Origin of the sequence: Pseudovibrio sp. Ad26, from assembly GCF_001623285.1 — a bacterium.
In the GTDB taxonomy this organism is placed as follows: domain Bacteria; phylum Pseudomonadota; class Alphaproteobacteria; order Rhizobiales; family Stappiaceae; genus Pseudovibrio; species Pseudovibrio ascidiaceicola.
This window is the reverse complement of record NZ_LMCE01000157.1, coordinates 41,448-65,325: the sequence shown is the minus strand read 5'-3', so window position 1 is coordinate 65,325 and position 23,878 is coordinate 41,448. Positions and strand designations below refer to the sequence as shown.

The 23,878-nt window shown below is 50.6% G+C and carries 23 protein-coding genes and 1 tRNA gene; 14 read left to right on the top strand and 10 right to left on the bottom strand.

Annotated elements, in window-relative coordinates; all coding sequences use genetic code 11:
• The first annotated feature begins 23 nt into the window (after positions 1 to 23).
• From PsAD26_RS26975 to PsAD26_RS26965, 3 genes are all read left to right on the top strand, one after another.
• The gene (locus PsAD26_RS26975) at positions 24 to 614 is read left to right on the top strand and encodes a DoxX family protein (RefSeq protein WP_057461819.1); all 591 of its coding nucleotides are present in this window, start codon (positions 24 to 26) and stop codon (positions 612 to 614) included.
• Between the two features lie 133 nt (positions 615 to 747).
• Positions 748 to 1,605 (top strand): endonuclease/exonuclease/phosphatase family protein, encoded by an 858-nt coding sequence (locus tag PsAD26_RS26970; protein ID WP_063312992.1) that lies wholly within the window; start codon positions 748 to 750, stop codon positions 1,603 to 1,605.
• A 77-nt stretch (positions 1,606 to 1,682) separates the two neighbouring features.
• Positions 1,683 to 2,720, top strand: a complete 1,038-nt coding sequence (locus PsAD26_RS26965; protein WP_063312870.1) for a low specificity L-threonine aldolase — start codon at positions 1,683 to 1,685, stop codon at positions 2,718 to 2,720.
• Positions 2,721 to 3,296: 576 nt separating this feature from the next.
• Here PsAD26_RS26965 and PsAD26_RS26955 read toward each other — a convergent pair.
• A complete protein-coding gene (locus PsAD26_RS26955; protein WP_057461817.1) occupies positions 3,297 to 3,761 on the bottom strand; it encodes an Hsp20 family protein in 465 nt (154 codons plus the stop codon).
• A 343-nt stretch (positions 3,762 to 4,104) separates the two neighbouring features.
• Between PsAD26_RS26955 and PsAD26_RS26950 the strand changes: the two genes are divergently transcribed.
• Positions 4,105 to 4,473, top strand: a complete 369-nt coding sequence (locus PsAD26_RS26950) for a hypothetical protein (protein ID WP_063312868.1) — start codon at positions 4,105 to 4,107, stop codon at positions 4,471 to 4,473.
• 81 nt (positions 4,474 to 4,554) lie between these two features.
• Here PsAD26_RS26950 and PsAD26_RS26945 read toward each other — a convergent pair whose 3' ends face one another.
• Positions 4,555 to 5,193, bottom strand: coding sequence for a pyridoxamine 5'-phosphate oxidase family protein (locus PsAD26_RS26945; RefSeq protein ID WP_063312867.1), 639 nt, complete (start codon positions 5,191 to 5,193; stop codon positions 4,555 to 4,557).
• Between the two features lie 117 nt (positions 5,194 to 5,310).
• On the opposite strand from PsAD26_RS26945, the gene PsAD26_RS26940 reads away from it, so the two are divergent.
• Complete coding sequence (locus PsAD26_RS26940; RefSeq protein ID WP_063312866.1) at positions 5,311 to 6,252, top strand: alpha/beta hydrolase; 942 nt, start codon at positions 5,311 to 5,313, stop codon at positions 6,250 to 6,252.
• On the opposite strand, the gene hisN is transcribed toward PsAD26_RS26940, so the two are convergent.
• A complete protein-coding gene (hisN, locus tag PsAD26_RS26935) occupies positions 6,249 to 7,040 on the bottom strand; it encodes a histidinol-phosphatase (RefSeq protein WP_063312865.1) in 792 nt (263 codons plus the stop codon). The two genes, PsAD26_RS26940 and hisN, sit on opposite strands and share 4 nt — an antisense overlap.
• Before the next feature lie 441 nt (positions 7,041 to 7,481).
• Here hisN and PsAD26_RS26930 point away from each other — a divergent pair, with 441 nt between their 5' ends.
• A complete protein-coding gene (locus PsAD26_RS26930; RefSeq protein WP_063312864.1) occupies positions 7,482 to 7,985 on the top strand; it encodes a CatB-related O-acetyltransferase in 504 nt (167 codons plus the stop codon).
• A gap of 24 nt (positions 7,986 to 8,009) precedes the next feature.
• Here PsAD26_RS26930 and PsAD26_RS26925 read toward each other — a convergent pair whose 3' ends face one another.
• Positions 8,010 to 8,945, bottom strand: coding sequence for an N-formylglutamate amidohydrolase (locus PsAD26_RS26925; RefSeq protein WP_342029952.1), 936 nt, complete (start codon positions 8,943 to 8,945; stop codon positions 8,010 to 8,012).
• Between the two features lie 365 nt (positions 8,946 to 9,310).
• On the opposite strand from PsAD26_RS26925, the gene PsAD26_RS26920 reads away from it, so the two are divergent.
• From PsAD26_RS26920 to PsAD26_RS26905, 4 genes are all read left to right on the top strand, one after another.
• Entirely contained in the window at positions 9,311 to 9,667 is a 357-nt protein-coding gene (locus tag PsAD26_RS26920) for a response regulator (protein WP_008551455.1), read from the top strand.
• 133 nt (positions 9,668 to 9,800) lie between these two features.
• Positions 9,801 to 9,875, top strand: a tRNA-Val gene (locus PsAD26_RS26915).
• Positions 9,876 to 10,066: 191 nt separating this feature from the next.
• Entirely contained in the window at positions 10,067 to 10,192 is a 126-nt protein-coding gene (gene ykgO / locus PsAD26_RS26910; protein ID WP_054662728.1) for a type B 50S ribosomal protein L36, read from the top strand.
• Between the two features lie 90 nt (positions 10,193 to 10,282).
• Positions 10,283 to 11,140 carry a hypothetical protein gene (locus PsAD26_RS26905; protein ID WP_208985891.1) on the top strand — a complete coding sequence of 286 codons (858 nt, stop codon included), beginning with the start codon at positions 10,283 to 10,285 and terminating at the stop codon, positions 11,138 to 11,140.
• A 21-nt stretch (positions 11,141 to 11,161) separates the two neighbouring features.
• On the opposite strand, the gene PsAD26_RS26900 is transcribed toward PsAD26_RS26905, so the two are convergent.
• Positions 11,162 to 11,701 (bottom strand): TetR/AcrR family transcriptional regulator, encoded by a 540-nt coding sequence (locus PsAD26_RS26900; RefSeq protein WP_063312863.1) that lies wholly within the window; start codon positions 11,699 to 11,701, stop codon positions 11,162 to 11,164.
• A gap of 80 nt (positions 11,702 to 11,781) precedes the next feature.
• Here PsAD26_RS26900 and PsAD26_RS30110 point away from each other — a divergent pair, with 80 nt between their 5' ends.
• Together PsAD26_RS30110 and PsAD26_RS30105 are read left to right on the top strand one after the other, a co-directional pair.
• Positions 11,782 to 12,219, top strand: a complete 438-nt coding sequence (locus PsAD26_RS30110; protein ID WP_208985890.1) for an SDR family NAD(P)-dependent oxidoreductase — start codon at positions 11,782 to 11,784, stop codon at positions 12,217 to 12,219.
• A 21-nt stretch (positions 12,220 to 12,240) separates the two neighbouring features.
• A complete protein-coding gene (locus PsAD26_RS30105) occupies positions 12,241 to 12,717 on the top strand; it encodes a hypothetical protein (protein ID WP_208985889.1) in 477 nt (158 codons plus the stop codon).
• Positions 12,718 to 12,840: 123 nt separating this feature from the next.
• On the opposite strand, the gene pyk is transcribed toward PsAD26_RS30105, so the two are convergent.
• Both pyk and PsAD26_RS26885 read right to left on the bottom strand, forming a co-directional pair.
• Complete coding sequence (gene pyk / locus PsAD26_RS26890) at positions 12,841 to 14,271, bottom strand: pyruvate kinase (protein WP_057462049.1); 1,431 nt, start codon at positions 14,269 to 14,271, stop codon at positions 12,841 to 12,843.
• The gene (locus tag PsAD26_RS26885; RefSeq protein WP_057462048.1) at positions 14,268 to 14,762 is read right to left on the bottom strand and encodes a DUF1036 domain-containing protein; all 495 of its coding nucleotides are present in this window, start codon (positions 14,760 to 14,762) and stop codon (positions 14,268 to 14,270) included. The genes pyk and PsAD26_RS26885 overlap by 4 nt, the downstream gene beginning before the upstream one ends.
• 993 nt (positions 14,763 to 15,755) lie before the next feature.
• Between PsAD26_RS26885 and PsAD26_RS26880 the strand changes: the two genes are divergently transcribed.
• A complete protein-coding gene (locus PsAD26_RS26880) occupies positions 15,756 to 16,022 on the top strand; it encodes a DUF2312 domain-containing protein (protein WP_057462047.1) in 267 nt (88 codons plus the stop codon).
• A 241-nt stretch (positions 16,023 to 16,263) separates the two neighbouring features.
• Here the strand turns inward: PsAD26_RS26880 and PsAD26_RS26875 are convergent, their stop codons facing one another.
• The 3 genes from PsAD26_RS26875 to PsAD26_RS26865 form a co-directional block, all read right to left on the bottom strand.
• On the bottom strand, positions 16,264 to 17,964 hold the full coding sequence (locus tag PsAD26_RS26875) for a DUF882 domain-containing protein (protein ID WP_063312862.1): 1,701 nt from the start codon (positions 17,962 to 17,964) through the stop codon (positions 16,264 to 16,266).
• 243 nt (positions 17,965 to 18,207) lie between these two features.
• Positions 18,208 to 19,860: a L,D-transpeptidase family protein gene (locus tag PsAD26_RS26870; RefSeq protein WP_208985888.1), complete on the bottom strand. Its 1,653-nt coding sequence runs from the start codon at positions 19,858 to 19,860 to the stop codon at positions 18,208 to 18,210.
• Between the two features lie 286 nt (positions 19,861 to 20,146).
• A complete protein-coding gene (locus PsAD26_RS26865) occupies positions 20,147 to 21,703 on the bottom strand; it encodes a sigma-54 dependent transcriptional regulator (protein ID WP_063312860.1) in 1,557 nt (518 codons plus the stop codon).
• Between the two features lie 228 nt (positions 21,704 to 21,931).
• Here PsAD26_RS26865 and PsAD26_RS26860 point away from each other — a divergent pair, with 228 nt between their 5' ends.
• On the top strand, positions 21,932 to 23,773 hold the full coding sequence (locus tag PsAD26_RS26860) for a M3 family oligoendopeptidase (RefSeq protein ID WP_063312859.1): 1,842 nt from the start codon (positions 21,932 to 21,934) through the stop codon (positions 23,771 to 23,773).
• The last annotated feature ends 105 nt before the right edge of the window (positions 23,774 to 23,878 follow it).

The following is a 23,878-nucleotide window of genomic DNA, read 5'->3' as shown; positions in this document are numbered from 1 at the left end:
ACCAGAGGAGGAATCCGATGAGAATGCTTGTAAATTTATACCAGGGCGTGTTTGGCTGGCTGGAGCGCGTAACTGAAGGCTGGTTTCTCGGCTTGTCTGCGCGCTTTCTTTTCGCAGGCGTCCTGTTTATGTACTTCTGGAATTCGGCGCTGACCAAGTTTGGTGATGGTGCGCTCGGGTTCTTGTTTCCTTCAACCGGTGCATATGCGCAGATCTTGCCGCATATTACCGAGGCGGCTGGATACGATATCTCTCAGATCCCGTTTTTCCCATATGGCCTGATTGTGCTTTTGGGAACTTGGGGTGAAGTTATCATTCCGGTACTGATTGTTGTCGGCTTGTTTACTCGTGCTGCAAGCATTGGTTTCATTGGCTTCGTGATTGTTATGTCCATTGTGGACGTGGTTGGTCATGGCGTTGATATGCCAACAATTGGTGCACTGTTTGATCGTCATCCATCTGCTTTGATCTTTGATCAGCGCGCACTGTGGATCTTCCTGGCAACTGTGCTTGTGATCCGTGGTCCTGGCGTGTTCTCGTTGGACTGGGTGCTGGGCAAATGGTTTGGCATTCACCACGAAACTGGTGTTTCAGACACAAAGAGCCACGCATAAGGCTACACCGAGAGCCTGACAAACCTGCGGGTTTGCGTATAGATATTAGAGCGTATCACTGTTGAAGTGATACGCTCTTTTTCGTTTGCGTATATGACTGGAGCATGCGCATTCAGAACTATGGGAGATCGTGTTGCAGATCATGTGCCTGAATGGTTGGGGAGGGACGCTCTACTCTGACTTGCTGCCGTATTTATCTCAGGCTGTGCCTGATGTCCTTTGTCTGCAAGAGGTAGTTCATACACCGGAAAGCGATAAGGACTGGCTGACTTATAGGGATGGCGATCACGTCTTACCTCAGCGGGCAAATTTCTTCCGTGATGTGTGTGCGGCACTGCCTGAACATGTTGCCGTCTTTTGTCCTGCTGCTCAGGGTGTGCTCTGGGATGAAGAGCAGTCTATCTCATCTCAATGGGGTCTGGCCACGTTTGTGCATCGTTCCTTTCCCATTGTTGGTCAGGTGCAAGGATTTGTGCACAAAGGTTATGCTGCGGAAGGTTATGGAGACCATCCACGCTCTCGCAGTGCGCATGGAATTCGTGTTTATGACTATGCAACAGATCGTGCCGTGAGCATCACCCATATGCATGGCCTGCGTGACTTAAATGGTAAGAAAGACACGCCAGAACGCTTTGAACAAGCGGAGCGGTTGCTCAATATTTCGCAGGCGGTTTCTGAGCCCGGTGATCTAAGAGTGGTGTGTGGAGATTTTAATGTAGAACCTGGCAGTGAGACCATTCGTTTGTTGGAAAAAGATGGTCTTGTTGAGTTGGTCAATCATTATGGGGTCGAAACCACGCGGAACTCCCACTACAAAAAACCGGGAAAATTTGCCGATTACATGCTGATCGATCAGATTGACAAGGTTATGGATTTTCAGGTGCTTCAAAAGCCTGAGGTTTCTGATCATTGTCCGCTTGTTTTGACACTGAAAACTGATGCTCAGAAGGATCAACTGCGCAAAGACTCTGTACAAGTGTTGTTGACCTAGAGAGCTTATGGCGGAGAGCACCGCCCTACGGGTCAAAAATGGCTTGAGTTCCCTCGGTTTGTTGTTATTCAAACCCTATGATTTTTGCGAGTGACAACTGGGCAGGTGCGACGAGTGCAGTTATGACTGCACTTGCGAACCATACAAGCGGCTTTGCCACCGCTTATGGGGTTGATCCATTGAGCCGCTCTATTGAGCAACAGTTCAATGATCTCTTTGAAAAAGAAGTTGCCGTGTTTCTGGTTTCTACAGGAACAGCAGCCAATTCTCTGGCGCTTGCAACTTATGCGAAGCCGGGTGGGGCAGTGTTTTGTCATGAAGATGCACACATCAATGTTGATGAGTGTCACGCTCCAGAGTTCTTTACAGCTGGTAACAAGCTGATTGGTATTGGTGGCGAGCATGGCAAACTTACGCCTGATGCGCTGCGTTCCGCGATGGACAAGGTGCCGGATAATAATCCGATGCATGGCCGTCCTGCTGCGGTATCCATCTCTCAGGTGACAGAGTTTGGGACCATCTACCAACTTGATGAAATTCAGGCACTTGCAGATGTGGCCCATTCCCGGAACGTGCCGTTGCATATGGATGGCGCCCGTTTTGCGAATGCGTTGGTGTCTTTGGATGTCTCTCCTGCGGAGATGACTTGGAAAGCCGGCGTGGATGTTCTGTCCTTTGGCGGTACCAAGAACGGTTGTTGGTGTGCAGAAGCTGTTGTGTTCTTCAACCCTGAAGAATCTGAGGGCTTTGAATATTTGCGCAAGCGGGCTGCTCAGGTCTTCTCAAAGGCGCGCTTTATTTCTGCGCAATTTGAAGGTTACCTGAAGGACGATGACTGGCTGGCTTCAGCGCGTCACGCTAACGCGATGTGCATGCGTCTTGCCAATGGTATGCGTGATATTGAAGGCGTGCGATTGCCGATCGAACCACAGGCCAATGAACTGTTCCCTGTGTTCACCAAAGCACAGGCGGCACGTCTGGAAGCTGCCGGTGCGAAGTTTTATGATATTCCAGCGGATTTCGTCTCAGAAGATGAAGTGTTCCTACGTTTGGTGACCTGCTTTGCGACCACTCCAGAGATGGTTGACGAGTTTTTGGAGCATCTGCGCGGGTAATTGCGTCAGACTGCTCAATTCGCGATTACATCTTATGATTGCAGTGTCGAGAAATGCAGCATAGAATGCTGGTCTGCGGAGGGATATAAATCCGCAGACCAGCGGGGCACCTGCAAGGGGTTAGCAAGGGTGTTAGAGGCCAACCCTTGCGGTGTCAGTCCAGTGGGTTCAAGGCAAGGCCTTAAGTGAACTAGCCTACCCTTCTTATTTTGCGTGTAACTTACCACTCGATAATTCTTAAGTGGCTGAGTGGTCGTAGGGAACGCAGAAATTCCAGAAAATAGAAACAGATGCAGAGAGAGTATCTTTGTGCTTGCTGAAGCGCGCATAAAAGAACGCCCCGCTGGGGCAAGCGGGGCGTTGATTGTGTCTGGCCCTTACTGGGGGGAGAGGCAGCCAGACAAATCTTCATAGGAGGATTGCGGAGGAGGAACCTGTTGATTTGAGTGAGATTGATTGGCAGGGGCGCGCCAATCAATCTTGGAGAGACATCAGAAAATCTAGAATGTTACAAGGGTGGCCACTCGCGAGGGTGGGAGTTTGGGAGGAAGGTCCTCGCGAGGGCTTGGGGCTGCTTTAGTGAGCTACTGTTTCGCCTTCAATTTGTTTGTGTTCTTTTTTGTCTCCAGCGGTGATGTTGATTTTGCGCGGTTTTTTTGCCTCAGGAATTTCTCTGATGAGGTCAATGTGGAGCAATCCGTGCTCCAGACTTGCGCCAATCACTTTCACATACTCGGCGATCTGGAAGCGGCGTTCAAAAGCGCGGGAGGCGATACCCCGGTAGAGAACTTCTTTTTCGTCGCTTTCAGGCTTTTTCTCGCCGGAAACAGTCAAGACATGTTCTTTAGCTTCAATCGTCAGTTCATCTTCCTTAAAACCGGCGACTGCCATGGAGATGCGGTATGCGCTCTCTCCTGTGCGCTCAATGTTATAAGGGGGATAAGCTGATCCCTGTTGTTCCGTTCCTGAATCCAGCATGGAGAAAAGACGGTCGAAACCAACAGTGGAACGGTAGAGGGGGGTAAGATCGAAATGACGCATTTTATGTGTCCTCTTTTGTGTGACCAACTGGTCATCTGAGCAACGTTCACCATTCGCCGCAAAGCGCGCGGACGATGAAATTTCCTTTTGCTTACAGTGCCTTCCCATTCGTGGCGAAGGTTCTAAGCGGTGTCAGACCCACTCTGTGGCGCCTGTGATTTTGAGATGGGGACGGGGCGAATAAGTTTCAAGAGTTTTTTTCAAAATAGGTGTTTTTGCTGGAATGATGCCCGCATTTTCAGATTAACAGAACCTGAACAGGCGCTTCTGATCTCGTACATCCGCGCCTTGTTACGTTCTCCTTGTATTCAGGCAAACCCTATTGCCGACAAGGAGAGAACAGATGAATGCTTTGAAGAAAAAAGTAACCGGACTGGCCGCTGCAGCTGTTGTTGCTCTTGGAGTTTCTGGTGCGGCGGCTCCGGCAAATGCAGGCGCTAAATTCACCTATGATGGACCAAACGTAAGCGTTCAGGTCACGCAGGCTCACTATAAGAAGAACCGTCATTGGGGACACGGACAACACCATGCACTGAACAAGAAGCAGATCAAACGGCGTTTGCGTGCCTGGGGCTACCGGAATTTCAAGAAAGTGAAGCGCAAGGGCGATGTTTACGTTGTGAAGGCCAGCTGGCAGGGCCAACATCGAGCTCGTTTGGTTGTTGATGCCTATAGCGGCTGGATCATCAAATATCGTTACCTGGGGTACTAAAGGGCATTCCCAAGATCTTAATCTGTTTATCCGTCTGACCTGCCTCTTTGCGATCAAGGCAGGTCTTTCGGCGTTTGGGCTCTAATATGCTGTTTCTTTGATGCGCCCCGGATAAGCTTTGTCATAGGCATCACCGTCAAACTCAACTTTTGACAGTGCCTGTGCCATTTGTCCGGCAGTCGGAATTGTCTTACGGTCTACCTTTGCTTCCTCTGTCCAAAGGCCTGAGCGATAGATCGCTTTCTGGCACTGGTAGTAGATGGTTTCGACCGTGACGACCATGATGGATTTTGGCAGCTTGCCTTCTATCTTATGAGCTTCTAGCCGAGCCGGATCTACAGAGATCTTGGCTTTTCCGTTGATGCGGATGGTTTCGCCGACACCGGGGATCATAAACAGCAAAGAGACGCGTGGATCCTGGACGATGTTACGCAAACTATCGATGCGGTTGTTGCCGCGTCGGTCTGGAAACTCGATGGTTTTTTCATCAATGACCTTTACAAAGCCTGCAGGGTCCCCACGTGGAGAGCAGTCGGTTCCTTCTTCAGATACAGTTGTGAGCGTGAAGAAAGGGGAGGCTTCGATAAAGGTTTTGTAGTGCGGAGAAATATAGCCGACTTCTTTATCGATAGAGATTTGTTTCGGACTTCCATAGAGTTCTTCGAGCTGAGCGAGGCTGGTAATCTCGTGGGAAACAGATGTTGGGTCTGTATCTTGCATGTAAATATCCTTGTTACCGCGTACTGAGATGGAAAAAACTTCCAGAAATTGCGGTTGCGGCCTGTTGCTTGGAAAGGCTATCAAATTGAGAGTGAGAGAACTAGAGGTTACGCGCTGATGGTACTGGTCAATACGGATTTCAATCGGGTTCCTGCGGGAACGGAGTCTGGTTTTACCCAGACAGAAGACAATGTGAAAATCCGTTGGGCTCGTTGGGCTCCGACCGGGTCTCCGCTCAAGGGGACTGTGACTGTTGTCCAAGGCCGTACCGAGTTTATTGAGAAATACTTTGAGGTTGTTGAGGAACTGCGGGCGCGTGGGTTCTATGTGGTGGCTTTTGATCTGCGTGGGCAGGGTGGTTCTGAGCGTTTGTTGAAGAACGAGCGACGTGGCCACGTTGAGAGCTTCGATGAGTTCGCTCTGGATTTGCACGCTGTTTTGGACAATGTCTCGCTTTCTGATTGTCCTGGGCCGCACTTCCTGCTGGCGCACTCAACTGGTGGTGCTGTGGTTATGCATGCTAACCGGCGGCTGAAGACCAAGATTGATCGCGCGGTGCTAACAGCTCCCCTCGTCGGCCTTGCGATGAAGGGGCGTATGGTCAAGATGGCAGGTGCGCTTGCCAAGACGCTTGTCTGGGTTGGCATGGGGAACGCTTTTGTTCCCGGCGGCAATGACAAAATCCTTGTCGACTATGACGGCAATACGCTCACGTCTGATCCGGATCGCTTCAAGCGCATGAATGCTATTCTCGAAGAAGCGCCTCAATTGGGGCTGGGTTCTCCGACTGTGAGCTGGTTCCGTGCGATGGGATTGGCGACAGAGCGCTTCAGAGAACCTGAATTCCAGATTGAATTCGGCGTACCATCTTTAGTCATCGGCGCGGGAAGGGATCAGATCGTCTCGACAGACGATGCTGAGGAAGTCTGCCGCTCTTGCCCAGGTATGAGCTTTCTGGAAATTCGAGGATCTCGCCATGAGATTCTGATGGAGCGAGATCCTTATCGTGAGCAATTCTGGGCTGCATTTGATGCGTTTATTCCGGGTAGCGTGGACTAAACAGCTGCTTTTGCCAGTTTGGTGAGTAGCTCATCGTGGAGGCGCTTGTCGCCTGTGGCAAGCACCTGTCCGCCGTCTGCTGCATTGCCTCCGGTCCAGTTGGTGACGAAACCACCAGCGCCTTCGATGATTGGGATGAGGGCAAGGATGTCGTAGGTGTTCATGCCGGTCTCAATGACTGCATCAAAGCCTGCTGCTGCCACCATAGCGTAGCCGTAACAATCTGTGCTGTAGCGGGTGAGGCGAGCTTCTGCGCAGATCGTGTCCCATACAGGACGCTCGGCTTCATTGAACAGGGCTGGCTCGGTTGTAGTGATGATTGCCTCTGACAAGGATGCGCAGCTGCGGGTTTTCAGGGTGCGTTTGCCGAGTGGACCAGTCATGAAAGCTTCGTTGCAATCACCCCAAAAGCGCTCGCTGTTATACGGCTGGCTCATAATGCCTTGAGAGGCTTTGCCGTTGGTTCTGAGGCCAATCAGTGTGCCCCACAACGGTGTGCCGCAAATGAATGAGCGTGTGCCGTCGACTGGATCAAGAACCCAAACATTCTCCGCATCTTCGCGGACCTGGCCGTATTCCTCGCCGATGATGCCGTGATCTGGACGCTCGGCTTCCAGAACCGCGCGGATTGCTTCTTCTGCAGAACGATCTGCAATGGTGACTGGATCAAAGCCTGCTTCCAGTTTGTTGTCTACTTCGTAGCCGCTGCGGAAGTGCTGCATGGTTTTAGCATCTGCCGCGTCAGCAAGTTTGTGAAGAAAGGCGTAATCAGGACTGGAAGAGGTCATATCAATTTATCCGGTAGGAGCAGTCAATTGCATGCGCACCATAGTCAGGATTTGGAAAAGTGCAAATGCCTATGGCTCTGAGGGCCGGTTTTAGTTTGCGAATGCTCTTGTTGAAGCCACGCGTTGGTGTCTACGACTTACTGCTAAACTATCGCGTGAAACTCATACCAACGGCTATGATCCCTGAAAAATCAGGGTGTTGTCTCAAGGATACAAACTGGCCAATTCGTATAGGAACAGCTCTATTACCGTGCTGAATGCTTGACGTGTTTGCGATGCGATGCGAGTCTTGTTGCAGCGCGACATTCAGTGTCTGCGCCGCCCTTCGCGAAGGGCGTTTCCTCCCTAGACTAAGGGCCGCCTCCAGATGAGCGCGGCCTTTTTTTTGTCTGGTTGTTAATGTTCTCCGCCGTAGGGAGGGGCAGGCAGGGGGAGAATAAAGTGCCGAATTTCTTTGAGAGTCCGTTTAAGGGGATCCCGCTTCAGGGGCAGGTGACTAATCCCAACATCATTGTTGGAAAGCATTCCTACTATTCTGGTTATTATCACGGCCACAGCTTTGATGACTGTGCCACAACGTTTCCATTTCACTATTTTGATGAGCCTGCTTTTGAAGGAGCACAGGACGGTTTTAAGCCAGCAGGCTCTACATGTGTTGGCAATGACGTCTGGATTGGCTCCGAAGCGATGATTATGCCGGGTGTGCAGATTGGTAATGGTGCATTGATTGGCAGCCGTGCGGTCGTGACGGAGAATGTACCGGCCTATGCCGTCGTGGTCGGTAATCCAGCTACAGTTGTGCGTTCCCGCTTTTCTGAAGAGCAGGTTCAGATGCTATTGGAGATGAAATGGTGGGATTGGACAGAGGAAGTCCTGAAAGGTGCCATGCCTCTTATGTGTTCTTCTGATATTGAGAGACTTTACGACTACTGGCTTGGTTTTTAATGCAGTATAAATTAGGGCTGCAGGTTATTCTGCAGCCAAAGTTTCTCTGGTGAAGCTTTCTGTAACCATCTCGACCAAGGCAGTGATGAACTCCATCAAATCTTTGCGCAGGTCATGGAACCCAGAGTGTGGCTGGTGGGTGTGCTCGTCCATGTAGAGTGCGCGGTTGATTTCAACTTGAAGCGCGTGCACGCCGCGTTCTGGCTTGCCGTAGTTTTCTGTGATGTAGCCGCCAGCATAGGGGCGGTTGAGAGCTACGTTGTAGCCCATGTTTTGTAATAGCCCGACTGCACAGGATGAAAGCCAGGCAGAGCAACTGGTACCGAACCTATCCCCAATGACGAAATCTGCTTTAGGGTCGTGGTTCTTGTTTGAGTTGGCAGACGGCATTGAATGGCAGTCAACAAGGACTGCGAGACCAAATTTGTCCTGTACGTTGCTCAACAGGCCACGCAGTGTGTTGTGGTAGGGCTTGTAGACTTGCTCGATGCGATCCAGCGCTTCTTCTGCCGGGATGCGTGTGTGGTAAATTTCTCTCCGCTCACCCACAATGCGGGCGATGGTTCCAAGACCCCCTGCAACGCGCAGAGAGCGCGAATTGATGTGCTTAGGGAGTTTGCCGTGGAACATCTTTGGATCTAGCTCGTAGGCCTCTCTATTCACATCTAGGTAAGCACGCGGAAAGTTGGCTTTTAAAACCGGTGCACCTAGTTGCTCGACATCCTTGATGAGAAGATCAACAAATGCATCTTCACTTTGTCTGATCTGAGTTGTGTCCAACCGAGAGGCTTGAAGGAACGACGAAAGGTACGCGCGCCCGGAGTGGGGGCTGTTAAAAATGAAAGGGACAGAATGTTCATCTGGGGAGAGCACCTCAAATGCGGGTACCTGATCTGCGGCGTCTAGCGCACTGCTGTAGTTTGCTATTGCCTTAATCTGATGATCTTCCAAAACTGTCACAGAGCCTACATTCCTTAATCGCCGCAATTCTTCCTAGTATAGAGCGAGATCAGCGTATGGGCCAGACATTAGACAGTTTGCTTATGAAATAGGCAAGAGATGCGCGAGTTTTTGCGTAGTTTGAGAGGGCGGTGTGGCTCTGGACCCTCAGTTGACGCAGAAGTCTCTTTAGAAGTGAACCTGTTTCATTTGTCCCTATTGTTTTGACAGGTGTTCCCGAGTAGTTTCCTGTTCCTAACAGCGTACGGTATTCGGAATCTGTCGGATTGCGGGGGGTGAGTGCGTCTGACATATTCTATTTATTTACGGGGCGGCTCTGAAAAGAGAACCTCGTCGCTGCACCTGGAGTTTTAAGGTTGTCGAACATGTCTCGAATTCTGCTCGCGGAAGACGATAATGACATGCGCCAGTTCTTGTCCAAGGCACTTGAGAAGGCTGGGCACACTGTTGTTTCCTTTGATAATGGAAAGAGCGCATATGAACGTATTTGCGAAGAGCCCTTTGCCCTATTGCTGACTGACATTGTGATGCCAGAGATGGATGGTATTGAGTTAGCTCGAAAAGCTACTCAACTTGATCCAGACCTGAAGGTTATGTTCATCACTGGATTTGCTGCTGTTGCGCTGAATCCTGATTCCAAGGCGCCACAGGATGCAAAGGTTCTTTCCAAGCCTTTTCACCTAAAAGATTTGGTGCGCGAAGTGGAAAAAATGCTCGTTTAGTTAGTTTTGAGGGGTGAATGTGGAAAGAGATAGCAAATTTCCATTTTTGGACTTGCACGTTCTCAAAATTCCTCTTATACGCCTCTCCACCGCAGCGTTTAAGCGCTGACGGACGAGCTTCTTTGAAAGTTTCGGGCGTGTAGCTCAGCGGGAGAGCACTACGTTGACATCGTAGGGGTCACAAGTTCGATCCTTGTCACGCCCACCATTTTTCGTCGGTTAACATCCTTGATGTATATCCGGCGGAGCGGACCTCGATCTTGGTCCTGCGCCGCTTCGTAAGAATGCAGCGCGGCGAGATCAGAGGTTGTACTAATGAGGCGCTTAGCGCCTCTTTTCACTGGCGGATCGTGGTACTTCAGGATCCCTATAAAATTGACCCTAACCGGGGGTAGGATAATGAAGATTAAGAATTCTCTTAAGGCACTCATGGGCCGCCATCGTGATAACCAGATGGTACGCCGCAAGGGTCGTGTTTACATCATCAACAAAAAGAACCCACGCTTTAAAGCACGTCAGGGTTAAGTTTTCTGCGCTGATTTAAACTAAAACAGCGCGAAAAACCCTTGGTTCTAAGAGTTGCGAGCCGCATGGCAAAAGTGAGATGCTTTTGCCATGCGGTTTTTTTTGTTTGCTCGCCCAAACAGCTCCGTCAAAGGAGCATCGACGTTTCCACAACTTCAGCTCTCCGGTTTCTCGGTAGGGGGCTCTTTTTCACGACAATCTGACAGGTTGAGGTGTTGTGTTGGCGCTTGTGGTGCTGTCGCGCTTGCGTGTTTCCTGCTGCTTGTGGTGGGAGTGGAGCGTTTAGGTGCTTCTGAGCGTGTTGTGGCTGTTGTGGGTCCCGTAGAGGTTCAGGTCACTCGTGGACTGCCAAAGGGGCATCCTAAGCTCAATACCGGCCCTGAGGCTGCTCTTAATGGTCCTGCCGGAGGTCCTGCTCAGATAGGGCGGTCTGCACCCGGGCATGGTGTACCCGCTCACTACACGCGCGGGCAGCTTCTGGATGCCTTGTTCCTTGAGTTGAGGGATGCGGATACATTGGGTAATGCGCAGTCGATCTCACGGCGCATACACAGCCTGTTCATGCAGTCTGGGAGTCATACGCTTGATCTGCTTATGATGCGTTCTGCTAAAGCCATTGAGGGGAAAGAATACGGTTTAGCGCTCGATTTGCTGGATGCGGTTGTTCGTTTAGATCCCGGGTATGTGGAAGGGTGGAACCGCCGGGCGACCGTATATTTCTTGAAAGAGGATCTGGGGCGTTCACTTGCTGACATTGAGCAAGTGCTTCGGATCGAGCCGCGCCATTATCCTGCGCTCTCAGGTTTTGCCATGATCCTTCGGAAAACTGGAAAGAACGATAAGGCACTTGAAGTGTTTCAGCATGTGCTGAGCATCTATCCGTTGCTGGAGAATGCTCAGGACTCTGTTAAAAGCTTACGTGAGGAGCTGTGGGGGCAGTATCACTAAGCTTTCAAAGACTACTGGTTTTTAGTCTAGCAGGCGGTTTGCAGCTCTGGTGATGCCTGATTTATATTCTGCGTAGTTTGAGACCGTAAGAGAGAGCCCCTTGGCGAGGGTGTAGAGGATGAAGGCGTCGTCTTCTGCCTGCTCTTTGCTTCGGTTCTCATGGGTCTCCAGGATCACATCCGCAATTTTGAGCATGACCCGAGGCATGATGCCTTTACCAACGGCAGACATGACTTGCTCACCCATCTGAACCAGCTCAGCGCCATGGACAGAATTTCTCATCAGATCGACATGCTGACCTATGATCGTGTCCAAAGCGCGTAGGATGCGAGATTTGGAGTCATTGGTCTTTTCTTCAAGAATATCCAGTGCCTGGAGCCCAACCTCTTCAGAATACTCCTCGATTATGGTCTGGAACAACTCTTCCTTACTTCCAAACTTTTTGTAGAGCGATTGGCGTGAGAGGCCGACCGCGCTTGCTACGTCACCGACTGAGGTCTTTCGGAAGCCATATTGAGCAAAAACGCCTAATGCCTTCTTTTTATCAAAGTTTGTTTTCATGTTTACCCAGTTGACAATTTTAGTAATTGTTGTCAACTTTATTATGCAGCACGAACAGGTGCTGCGCATTGGAGAATTTAATGAGCACAGTGAACAAGAGCAGCGCAGTATCCAACTGGACTGCGGATAAACTGCCTTCTCTTGAGGGTAAAACTTATATCATAACAGGCGGTAACTCCGGTATTGGCCTTGAAGCGGCAAGGATGCTTGCGAAAGCGGGTGGTGACGTTGTTATTGCCTGCCGGAATGCTGAAAAAGGTTCAATTGCCCAACACGCATTACAAATCCAAGCGAAGGGAAAAATTGATCTAGTCCAGATGGACTTGAGTGATCTCTCGTCTGTTCGCCATGCAGCGGAAATCGTCGCTTCACGATACACCAAGATTGATGCTCTCATCAATAACGCTGGCATTATGCAGACACCAGAGTTGAAGAGTGTTGATGGGTATGAGTTGCAGTTTGCGACCAATCATCTGGGACATTTTCTATGGTCTGGCTTGCTCAAAGCTAATGTCTAAGCTGCAAACGGAAGGTTTGTTGTGGTCGCTAGTCTTGTGCACAAGATGGGCAAGATCAACTTTAACGACCTGATGATGCGTGAAAGTTATGCGCCTATGAAAGCTTATTCGCAAAGTAAGCTGGCCACTTTGATGTTTGGACTGGAGCTTCAGCGACGTCTGTCGGATGCGGGGAGTGCTTCGTTTGTAGCTATGGGGCATCCTGGTTATTCAGCTACTAATTTGCAGAGTACAGGTCCGACGGGTTGGATGAACATGGCGTACAAGTGGATGAATAGCATGTTCGCGCAGTCTGCTGAGCGAGGTGCATTGCCAACGGTGCTTGCTGCGGCTGGAGTGGAAGTTGAGCCGAATGGCTACTATGGCCCAACAAAGCGCATGGAGACTGTTGGACCGGTTGGAAAAGCGCAGATCGCTAGCCATGCGCTGAACCCAGAGGTTGCTCGTCGTCTTTGGAGTGAGAGTGAATGGCTCACAGACTTCAAATGGGCGTTTTAAAGCAAGGCTGTGTTTTGTGGAGTTCGTTGCGTTGGAGCAAGCTCATTTAATCGATTGAAAGAAAAAAGCCCGTGATACGAAATCACGGGCTTTTTATTGCTTTAAGATGTGTTCTTTGACGACTTAAGCGTCTTTGGAACCCACGAATGCGATACGCAGCATGTTTGTGGAACCCGGGGTGCCGAATGGAACACCAGCGGAAACCAAAACGCGCTGACCTGGCTTTGCAAAACCTTCGGTGTTTGCAAGACAGCATGCGCGGTCGATGAGGTCTTCCTCAGTCGCAGCATCCTGATTGGCCACACAGTGCAGACCCCAACCGATGGTCAGACGACGAACTGTGGAGATTTCAGGAGAGAACGCAATGATTGGTGTTGCAGGGCGCTCGCGGGATGCGCGCAGTGCTGTACCACCAGATGCGGTGTAGGAAATAATCGCTGCCAGATCCAGAGTTTCAGCGACCTGGTGAGCTGCAGCAGTGATTGCGTCAGCGCCGGTTGCTTCTGGTTCTGTACGTTGAGCGTGGATGATGGAACGGTAGTTCTCGTCCTGCTCAACTTCCACGGCGATTTTGTCCATGGTTGTAACGGCTTCTGTCGGGAAGTCACCTGCAGCTGATTCAGCGGAAAGCATCACTGCGTCCGCACCTTCAAACACTGCATTTGCCACGTCAGAAACTTCTGCGCGGGTTGGCACAGGAGACGTGATCATGCTTTCAAGCATCTGCGTTGCAACAACTACTGGCTTACCAGCTTTGCGGCATGCGCGGATCATGCGCTTCTGAAGGCCTGGAACCTGCTCAAGTGGCATTTCAACGCCAAGGTCACCACGGGCAACCATGATTGCATCGGACAGCTCGATGATCTCAGAGAGACGATCAATTGCCTGAGGCTTCTCGATTTTTGCCAGAACGCCAACGCGGCCCTGAGTGGTGTTGCGAACTTCGATGAGGTCTTCTGGACGCTGTACGAAGGACAGTGCGACCCAGTCAACTTTTGCATCGAGAGCTGCAAGAAGATCTGCGCGGTCTTTTTCGGTCAATGCACCAACAGGGATCTCTGTATCTGGAACAGAAACGCCTTTACGGTTGGAGATCTTACCGCCCACTTCAACAGTGGTCACGCAGCGCTGTGGAGACGCTTCAGTTACACGCAGGCAAACTTTGCCATCATCTACAAGAAGGCGATGGCCAACTTCGAGGCTGCCAAGAATTTCTGGGTGTGGGAGGTATACGCGGGATGCGTCACCTGGAGCGTCGTTTGCGTCTACAACAAAGGTTGCGCCATTTTCTAGAACTGGCTTTGCGTCATCTGCGAAAGTGCCTACGCGCAGTTTAGGACCCTGCAAGTCAGCGAGAATGCCGATTGGACGGCCTACTTCTGCTTCTACTTCGCGGATGCGACCAACCAAATTGTTGAGAACTTCGTGGGAGGAATGGCTCATGTTGATGCGGAAAACATCTGCACCTGCAAGCCATAGCTTTTTGATTGCTTCTTTTTCGGAAGACGCCGGGCCGAGAGTTGCTAGAATTTTGACCCGTCTATTACGCTTCATCGTCCACCTGTTCCTTGCTCTACCGGCTCCGTCAGCTGGACCGTCCAGCTGCTTTGCTCGCCTGTATCTATTTCAAAGAAACCTGTTCGCTCATAACCGCGAGCGACACAGTCTTCTATACCGCGAATGGTGAACTTTTTTTGACGTACACACATATACGCCTTGCCATCCCATTCGCCATTTTGATCCGTTTGTACTGCGTACAAGTAATAGTAGCGTGACGCCAAATCCCCGGACACTAGTGTGTCGCAGGTGTTTTTGTCGATGGTCCACCATCCTTCGGTGATCCAATCGGCGCCATCGCGGTAGCCTATTGCGATGTTAACTGTGCTTTCGGTCTTATTGCATGCACGAAAGTCCGCTTTAGCAGAGGGGATCTGCTGAAAGCTCAGAACTCCAAAAGCAACACAGGCAAGAGCCAGTGAATTTTTCCGAAAACGGTTTATTACAGCAGATGCGAAGTCGTTTCTGGATGTTCTCATAACAGTCATATGTACAGCTACAAACGGCAGTTTAATGCGTTCAGTTGATGCCCTTGTCAACGTGGTTCAGCCCATGGCCGACGTGATTTCGAGCACGACTAAAGGGTAATACAGGTTGTTCTGAGTAAAGAACGTTGCCCCAGCTCACCATTGACCATGCAAAAACGGCAGGATGATGAATTGGCTTAAACCCGACATGTCATGCTTTGGTTGCGCCACCCTTACTCTGGATGAGTGTGGACGACCCCCGTCAACATTTGAAATATGATCCAAAAGTCGGACCTTACCTCTAGGAATCTGAATATCTTTATTGGCCTGAGTTCTACACGGAATCAAGCGAAAAGCCAAAAAACAGTGTTACCTCCCACAGTTCCTCCCTTTTTTGGCTGTGATTTTTTGAAAGATAAGACAAAGAGATAAACATCATTTCGGACAATTGTCCGGTTTGGACCGCTCAATAATGAGCATCAGGAGATTAGCAAAACTCGTATTACGTAGCGGAGCCGAAAGTTGTTTCTTGATGCTGCGACACTTTGTCGGGTTTTGATTGAGGCAAATGTTCCGCTGAATGGAAATCTCGAATTTGTTATCTTAAATTTTCGAGTGAAGACTTTTAGTTAGCAGGCTGGTTCACTGATATATTTAGATGGCGCATTTGTCGCGCAGATTTATCTTTGGACAATTGTGAGTATGTTTTGACTGCGGTATCAATGCGTACGTAGCGGCACTTATTTTTATGACAACCTGCAGGGGCCACCTGACAATGAATGTCAGATAGAGAAAACAGGCCACAATGCTTAGGTGAATTTCCGTCAGGTGAGTGCCAATAGATTGTGCGGCAATTGAGGCAACTGTTTTATATTCCCATTGAAATTCAGTTCATCCCCCAGAACCTGTAAAGGTTGCTGAAAAGAGGTCGTGAACGGTTGACCCGTGTGCTCAGTTCTGGCAGCAAGACAACAAGGTTAATGGTGTTTCGCACGAACGTAAGGTGGATTTCATATGTCAGATGCCGGTGGTGTAGCAGCAGATCAGCTGCGCGCATTTATTGAACGTATTGAACGTCTTGAAGAAGAGAAAAAAGTTATCGCGGACGACATCAAGGATGTTTATGCGGAATCTAAGGGTAACGGCTTTGACGTGAAGGTAATGCGCAAAATCGTTTCCTTGCGTAAACGCAAGCCGCATGAGCGTGAAGAAGAAGAGGCAATCCTCGATCTTTACCTGCATGCTCTCGGCATGGCAGGCCCAGTAATGGAAGACGCATAAGCGCTCCAACTGGTGAGAGCACCGCGTGTTATATGTATGCGCGAGCTGGCTCTTAGCACGAGTTCTGAAAGAGGCTCCTTACTGCGGTGAGGGGCCTTTTTTGTGTTTGTGGAGTGCTGAGAGGTGCCTGAACAGGCAGTGGTGATTGGCTTTGTTGGTATTGGCTGGGCTGGCTGAGGGCAGGAGAGTGCTTCCACGGCATTTGATGCCGTGCTGGCGAGCATTTATTATAGTGGGTGGTCTATCTGGAGGAGACTTTCATCTCGCCTGTATAGATCGAGTCCAGCCATGCAATTGCTGATCCGCGGTTGATCCGTTTGCGAATTGAGCGGTATGGCGTTTGGGTCAGAGCATCCTTTAACACCGTTGTTACAGGGCTCATCAGAACTGCCAGTTGGTTCTGGTCAGGGTGCTGCATGGTGATGGTGCGGCGGTTGCTTGCTGTCCATGTTGGATCAAGCATCAGCACTGCGTTTGCTTCTGGTGCAGAATGGAAACCTACCAACGGAGATCCATAGACTGGGGCCTTTGTCACAACAGTCTGTTGAGCTGGTTGTGATTTCGGCATTAAGTCTGGCAGGCGCTGCTCTGAGAAGAGAGCCTGTGCAGTGAGCGCAGTTTTTTTGTTGAACTTGCTCTTTTGTAGATCTGCAGTCGCGGCAGGAGAGGCGTAGGCAAGCTGTGTGCCTACAAGCGGACGCAGGCTGTCAGGTGTTTGCTCGCCAGTTGCTGCAATGATCGCTGCAATGCCGTCCTTTGGTGTTTCCACTTTTTGCGGAATGACTTGAGCGCGCTTCGGCGTTGCAGGGGTGGCCGCCGGCAAAGCGGCGACCTGAAGGATTTGTTGTGGTTTTATGCGCGGGCGAGCGGAGGCAAACAGATTGAGATTCTGTTCGGCTGGTGCAGGCGTTGCTTCGCTCTCTTCTTGCGGCTTTGCATATGGTTTTGCTGAAGCCAAAATCGATGGCGATGCCGCCCCAGGAACCGGGCTCGCTGCTGGCTGAGTTGCCAGCAACGCCACTTTTGGCTGCGGAATAGCGTTAAACTCGGTTTCTACCCGGCGACTTGGATCTGGCTCACGCACTTTTGGTGCTTTTGGTGCTTTTGTTGCCGGAGTTGGTGCCGGTTTGCTTCCTTCGTTGTTGCCTGAATTGCTAAACAGGCGGGAGAAGAAGCTTCCACCACTGTTGGACGAGCTTGCCCGGGCACTTGCTTTTGATGATGAGGTGGAACGACTTGCGACACTGGTTGAGCGGCCTGAATCTTTCCGTTTTACAGCAGCAAGCGTCTGCTTGTAACGCGCCATTGGTTTTCCATCGGAAGGGACGTGAATGGTGTCACCTTTTGGAAATACCTTTGCCAATTGAGAGCGGCTCATGCGTGGCCAATGGCGTACAGAGCCGGTGTCCATGTGAACAAACGGCGTGTTTGAGCGAGGATAGTAGCCAACGCCGCCAACATGCTGGCGCAGACCAAGCGCGCGCAGTTTGGCTGTGCTTACACCGGGAATGAAGAAGTCCATTGCGCGGCCTCTGGTGTGCTGGCTGTTTTTAGCCACACCGCTGGAGCGCTTACGGAGCATGTTGTTGGTTTTAGGCGACCGATAAGCGGAGACAACATGGATGTACTTGCTTGTGCCTGCTTTCTGGTAAACTTCCCAGATGAGGTCAAACAGTTCAGGATCCATTTTCGTTGGCTCTTTTTGGCGCCAATCCCGAAGGAAATTGTTGAGCTTGCGAAGGCCTTCTTTGTCGTAGCGGCCATTCCGCTTGAAGGTGATTTCCGCCCGCTCTTTCGTGTGGGTGAAGTACAGCTTGAGCGTGCGTGTGCTCGCACTGGCCGAAGCAATTGAGGTGAGGAAGAACGCACAAAGAACCGCTGCGACCAGCATTGAAATGCCAGGCAGACGTTTACCAAAGTCCGAGCGCCCGAATGCAATCATGTCACGCAATTGAATCTCGCTTTCGCGTTATCGGCTAAAACCTTACCCCAGAGCCCCACCTCTTTATCTAGTGCGGACAAGGTTAATGAGCCTTTACTTTAGTTACAATTAACGCGAACTAGTGACTTCACGGCAACAATCCAAGTTTTTTGCCAGAATCCGCTATTTACATGCGACAAATGCGCGCGAATCCGCACGCATAAGTCGTCATGTTATTGTGGATACATGTGGATAGTGACAATTTTAAAGATTCAGAGCGTCGATCGTTGCCTGATTATGTCCGTAAATATCCGGACGTCTTTGCAGCTTTCCAGCTTCATCCACAAATGCGGTGAAGTAGGAGATATGCACCGGGATATCCCTCTGCAGATTCACTTGGGTCTGCTTCTTGCCGACAAGTGAGCGGATGTAATTACCCGTCATCGTGTTTTGCGTGGCCATCAAGGCGTCGGCAAATTCAAACGGGTTTTGCACGCGGACACAGCCGTGTGAAAAGGCGCGCTCAGACCGATTGAATAGCGATTTGGACGGTGTGTCGTGCAAGTATACGTTGTGTTTGTTCGGGAACATGAACTTGATTTTGCCAAGTGCATTGCCGCGGCCCGGACGCTGACGAATGCGGATCTGCTTGAAGGTTACAGCATCCCAGTTCACACGGCGAGGATCAACGATCTTGCCGCCGTATACGATCTCGTAGTTGCCCTTTTGCAGGTAGCTTTGTGGGTTGCTTGCGCGCAGTTCCGGCAAAAGCTCTTTTGATGCGATGGAATATGGGACATTCCAGTATGGATTTACGATCACATGCTGCATCTTGTCTGAAAAGACCGGTGTCTTGTTGGAGCGTTTGCCAACAACGACGCGGGTTTCATAAAGAACAAAGCCATCCATGTTCAAACGAACCATGAACTCTGGAATATTTACGCGCAGATGGGTTTCGCCCAGCTCTCGCGGCATCCAGCGCCAGCGTTCCATGTTTGCAATCACGTCATTGATTGGGTCACCGCTAACGCGCCCATTGAGGGCAAGCAATGTGCGTGGGCCAACTGCGCCATCTGGATGCAGGCCGTTTGCAGCCTGAAATGCCTCAACAGCATAGGCCAGATCCTGCGTGTAGACGTTCATCTGAGATTCAACTGCTGGAACACTCAGGCGCCCACGAAGAACGGCAACGCGGGAGCTTTTTACTCCAACTTTCAGGACTTTGCCGGCTGGAATGACAACCTGCTCTTCGAGGCTGCCATTTTCAGTATGTTCTCTTAGTTCAGCAAGCTGCTTCTTCAGCGCTTTGTATTCTGCATGCGGAGGATTGAAAGCCGCTAGAGTTTTGGCTGGAGCAACCGAGTGCGCTATGGATGTCAGCGCTTCAATCGGGTCTGGCCTTTCTGGGCGAAGGGTAATGTCCTCTGAAATTGCATAGGGGCTGACGCGGCCTGCCTGGGCATCCTCTGCGTACTTGAGGATAGAATGGGTCAGCTCAAGCTCTGCTGCTGCAATTTGCTCTGGGGTTGCTTTGCCATCTGCATTAAAGCCTGCTGCTGGCACCGGGTAGTCGGCGACGTGCAGGCCTTCTTTTTCGGCTGATTGCAACGTTTCCATAACGGACAATGCGCTGGTGGAGAGCTTGCCTTTCAGGATCCAGGCGGGCTGGAAGCTTCTGTTTTCGTAGAACAGTTTTGCGGCTGCTGCTTCGCGTTTTGCATGGAAGTTCTGGCGGCGGTGCTTTTTGCTAAGTGCCTGCTGAATTTCCTGCGCAACAGGATTTGACTGAGCGAGGTTTACTTGCTCGAGCTGCTCGTCAAAATTGTCAGGAATTGCGGCTTGCGCAGAATACATAGTTGACGAAAGCGCAATAACTGCCCCTGCGAGCAATGATGATGTGCTCGTTCTACCAAACATTTATGACTACCCACCTGATAACTCTTTGATATTTATGGACACAAGAAGAATGCCCTAAGAATTAAGAGTATTGTTTTGCCCAAACTTATATTTATTACGCATATACACTAATGCGTTTTGAGATAGCACGACAGCGTGATGTTTTAAATTCAAGGATCAGTGATATGAACTTAAACCCACGGTTTTTTGTTAGTCGCTATGCTTTATCGATTTATTGAGATGCACGCGTGCCTGTGGCTTGCGCGAGGCTTACTCACTCGCTTCCAACCATCCTGCAAACTGAGCTTTAGTGCGCAGTTTTGCTTTCCGGAGTTTCTTCCAGACCATATTCCTTCAGCTTGCGATATAGCGTAGAGCGCCCGATGCCCAAACGCTTGGCAACCTCGGTCATGCGGCCTCCGTAATGGGAGATCGCTGTCCGGATCATTTCCTCTTCAACACTGATGAGCGTACGCACGTGGCCTTCGCCATCGAGTGATCGCATATATCCAAAGGGAGGTTGCTCCGCGTCGAAGGCTGAAACGGCCTCGACCTGAAGAAATCGTTCGTCCTGCTGTTCCTCCCATTTACTCGCTACACTTAGGGATGAAGAATAGACGTCAGCTTGCGGTTCTTTGTTTCCGGCAGGCGGTGCTGCCGCGTAACTCATTGGCGTATCAGTCGCTTGAGCTATTTGCGGGAAGTCATCGCATGTCAGGCTTGGACCATCGCACAGGACAACGGCGCGGAATACTGCGTTTTCAAGTTGGCGAATGTTGCCAGGCCAGTCATAACTCTTAAGCATATTGACCGTGTTAGAAGTGATGCCCGTGACTTGAGGTTTGCTTTCTTCTGCAGCAAAACGCGCTAGGAAATGGCGAGTAAGCTCAGGAATATCCTCACTACGATCTCGTAGCGGTGGGATCCAGATTGGGAAGACGTTGAGGCGATAATATAGATCTTCCCGGAACTTACCTTCTTTCACCTGATCGATCAGACGACGGTTGGTTGCCGAGATCAGGCGGAAATCTACTTTTATCGGCTTGCGTGCACCAACTGGGTCGACTTCACCCTCTTGCAAAGCGCGCAGGAGTTTTACCTGTACTTCCAGTGGGAGCTCGCCGACTTCGTCTAAGAAAAGAGTCCCGCCGCTGGCTTCCTGAAACTTGCCCATGTGTTTATCGACAGCGCCGGTGAATGCACCTTTCTCGTGACCAAAGAGAATAGATTCCACCAGATGGTCCGGAATAGCGCCGCAGTTTACGGTGACAAATGGCTTGGACCGGCGCTCGCTGGAGCCTTGAATAGCGCGCGCGATCAGTTCTTTACCAACTCCAGACTCGCCTTCTATGAGGATCGGAATGTTGGAGGAGGCAGCTCTTTCGCCCAACCGCAGGACACGATTCATCGGCTCGGACCGTGTGACGATATTATCGAAGGTTAGAGTGCCTTCTGTGTGCTTGCGGATGCGGGTGAGTTCACCTTCCAGCGTAGCAACTTTGAGAAGGTTGGTGATGGACACCTGCAAGCGCTCAGGGCGGCTTGGCTTTACAACGAAATCCTGTGCACCAGCGCGCATTGCTTCGATAACAGTTTCGATGCTGCCATTAGCCGTCTGAACAATGACAGGTACTGCATTTTTGGCGGCGCGTGTTTCTTTCAGGACCTGAAAGCCGTCTACTTTTGGCATCATCAGATCAAGGATGACCAGATCGATTTCTGTTTGGGCAGTTCCTGTAAGGATTTCCAGCGCTTGGCGACCATCGACACAGCTTTTAGAGCGGTACCCGAAACGCTTTACGGCTTCTTCCAGCAAGCGTCGTTGTACCGGATCGTCATCTACGATCAAAATGCGCTGTGCCATGGGAAATCCCTTCAAATCGATTGGGCAGTAATGCATAGTGTGCCAATTCAGGTCATCCTGCACCTAATTTGGTAAACAAATTGCCCACTTCATTTTGGGGATCTTGTTAAAAGACGCCATTGCATGTGTAAGGATTGGACGCATATTAAAACAGTGTACTGCAGAACTTGTTTTGCAGACCTCAGGTTTCTTTTCTGGCGCAATGCCATCCCATAATCGGACGCTCATATGACACTCAAGCACGTCACTCCATTTTCCATCACCTATCAAAGCGCTGATGCAGCCACGGCAGGTTCTGCCCTTGGTGAACTGCCGGAGTGGGACCTTTCAGTTTTTTACAGCTCTATTGATGATCCTGCGATTGATCAGGATATGGTGCGTGCAAAAGAACTGGCAGAGCAGTTTGAAGCAGACTGCAAAGGCAAGCTTGCTGAAATTGCAGCACGCTCTGGCGATGAGCTCGCTGAAATTGTGCGTCGTTATGAGGAACTTGAAGATCTGATGGGGCGTATCGGCTCTTTTGCCGGTCTGGCTTACACCAGCATCACAACAGATCCAGCTCGTCAGAAGTTTTATGGCGATGTGCAGGAAAAGCTGACGACTGCTAGTCTTCACATGCTGTTCTTCTCACTTGAGATGAACAAGATTGAAGATGAGGTTCTGGAAAAAGCGCTGAACTCCGAAAAGCTGGCGTATTACCGCCCTTGGCTGGAAGACCTGCGCAAAGAACGCCCGCATGAACGCAGCGAGGAAATTGAACAGCTGTTTCATGAGAAGCACGTGACCGGCGCTGCAGCATGGAACAGGTTGTTTGATGAGACAATCTCTGGTTCTCGTTATGAGATTGATGGTGAAGAGCTTTCCATTGAGCAGACATTGAACTTGCTGCAAGGACCTGATGGGGACATGCGCAAGAAGGCTGCTGAATCGCTTGCGAAAACCTTCGGTAAAAATCTGAGCATCTTTACGCTGATCATGAACACACTGGCGAAAGATAAAGATACTTACGACCGCTGGCATAACTTTGATGATATTGCTGACAGCCGTCATCTCGCCAACCGTGTTGAACGCGAGGTTGTTGATGCGCTGGTTGATGCGGTCCGTGCTGCTTATCCGCGTTTGTCGCACCGTTATTATGCGATGAAAGCCAAGTGGCTTGGCGTTGAGAAGATGAATTTCTGGGATCGTAACGCCCCGCTGCCACAGGCTGATACGCGCGATATTCCGTGGAATGAAGCAAAAGGCACCGTTCTGGATGCTTATGCGAAATTCTCGCCAGAGCTTTCTGGAATTGCAGAGCAGTTCTTCGATAAGAATTGGATCGATGCTGCTGCTCGCCCAGGTAAGTCACCGGGTGCTTTCTCTCACCCAACTGTGCCAAGTGCCCATCCGTTTGTGTTGATCAATTATCAGGGCAAAATCCGCGATGTGATGACGCTGGCGCATGAGCTTGGTCATGGCGTGCATCAGGTTCTTGCTGCACCAAACGGCGCGCTGATGGCACCGACACCGCTGACCTTGGCTGAAACCGCCTCTGTGTTTGGTGAGATGCTGACCTTCAAGGATCTGCTTGCGAAGGCAGAGACGCCTGAAAAGCGTCAGATCATGCTGGCTGCCAAAGTGGAAGATATGCTGAACACTGTTGTGCGTCAGATCGCCTTTTATACTTTCGAGCGTCAGGTACATGAGCTGCGTAAGGAAGGAGAGCTGACTGCTGAGCAGATTTCGGCAATCTGGATGGGCGTTCAGGAAGAAAGCCTCGGTGAGGCGATTGACCTGGAAGGCGGCTATGAGAACTTCTGGACCTACATTCCGCACTTCATCCATTCGCCATTCTATGTTTACGCCTATGCGTTCGGTGATTGCCTCGTGAACTCGCTCTATGCGGTTTACGAAGAAGCTGAGGATGGCTTCCAGCAGAAGTATTTCGACCTGCTGAAAGCGGGCGGTACCAAGCACCATAGCGAGCTGCTCGCTCCATTTGGTCTGGACGCAACCGACCCTGCCTTCTGGCAGAAAGGCTTGGCTGTGATTGAGCGGTTCATTGATGAGCTGGAAGAGATGGATTAGGCGTAAGCTAAACTGACTTTGATGTTTTTAAGAGGCGGGGGCGTTTGCTCTCGCCTTTTTTGTTGTGTGTCGGTGCACGAGTTTCCCCAAGCTTACTTAGGTATT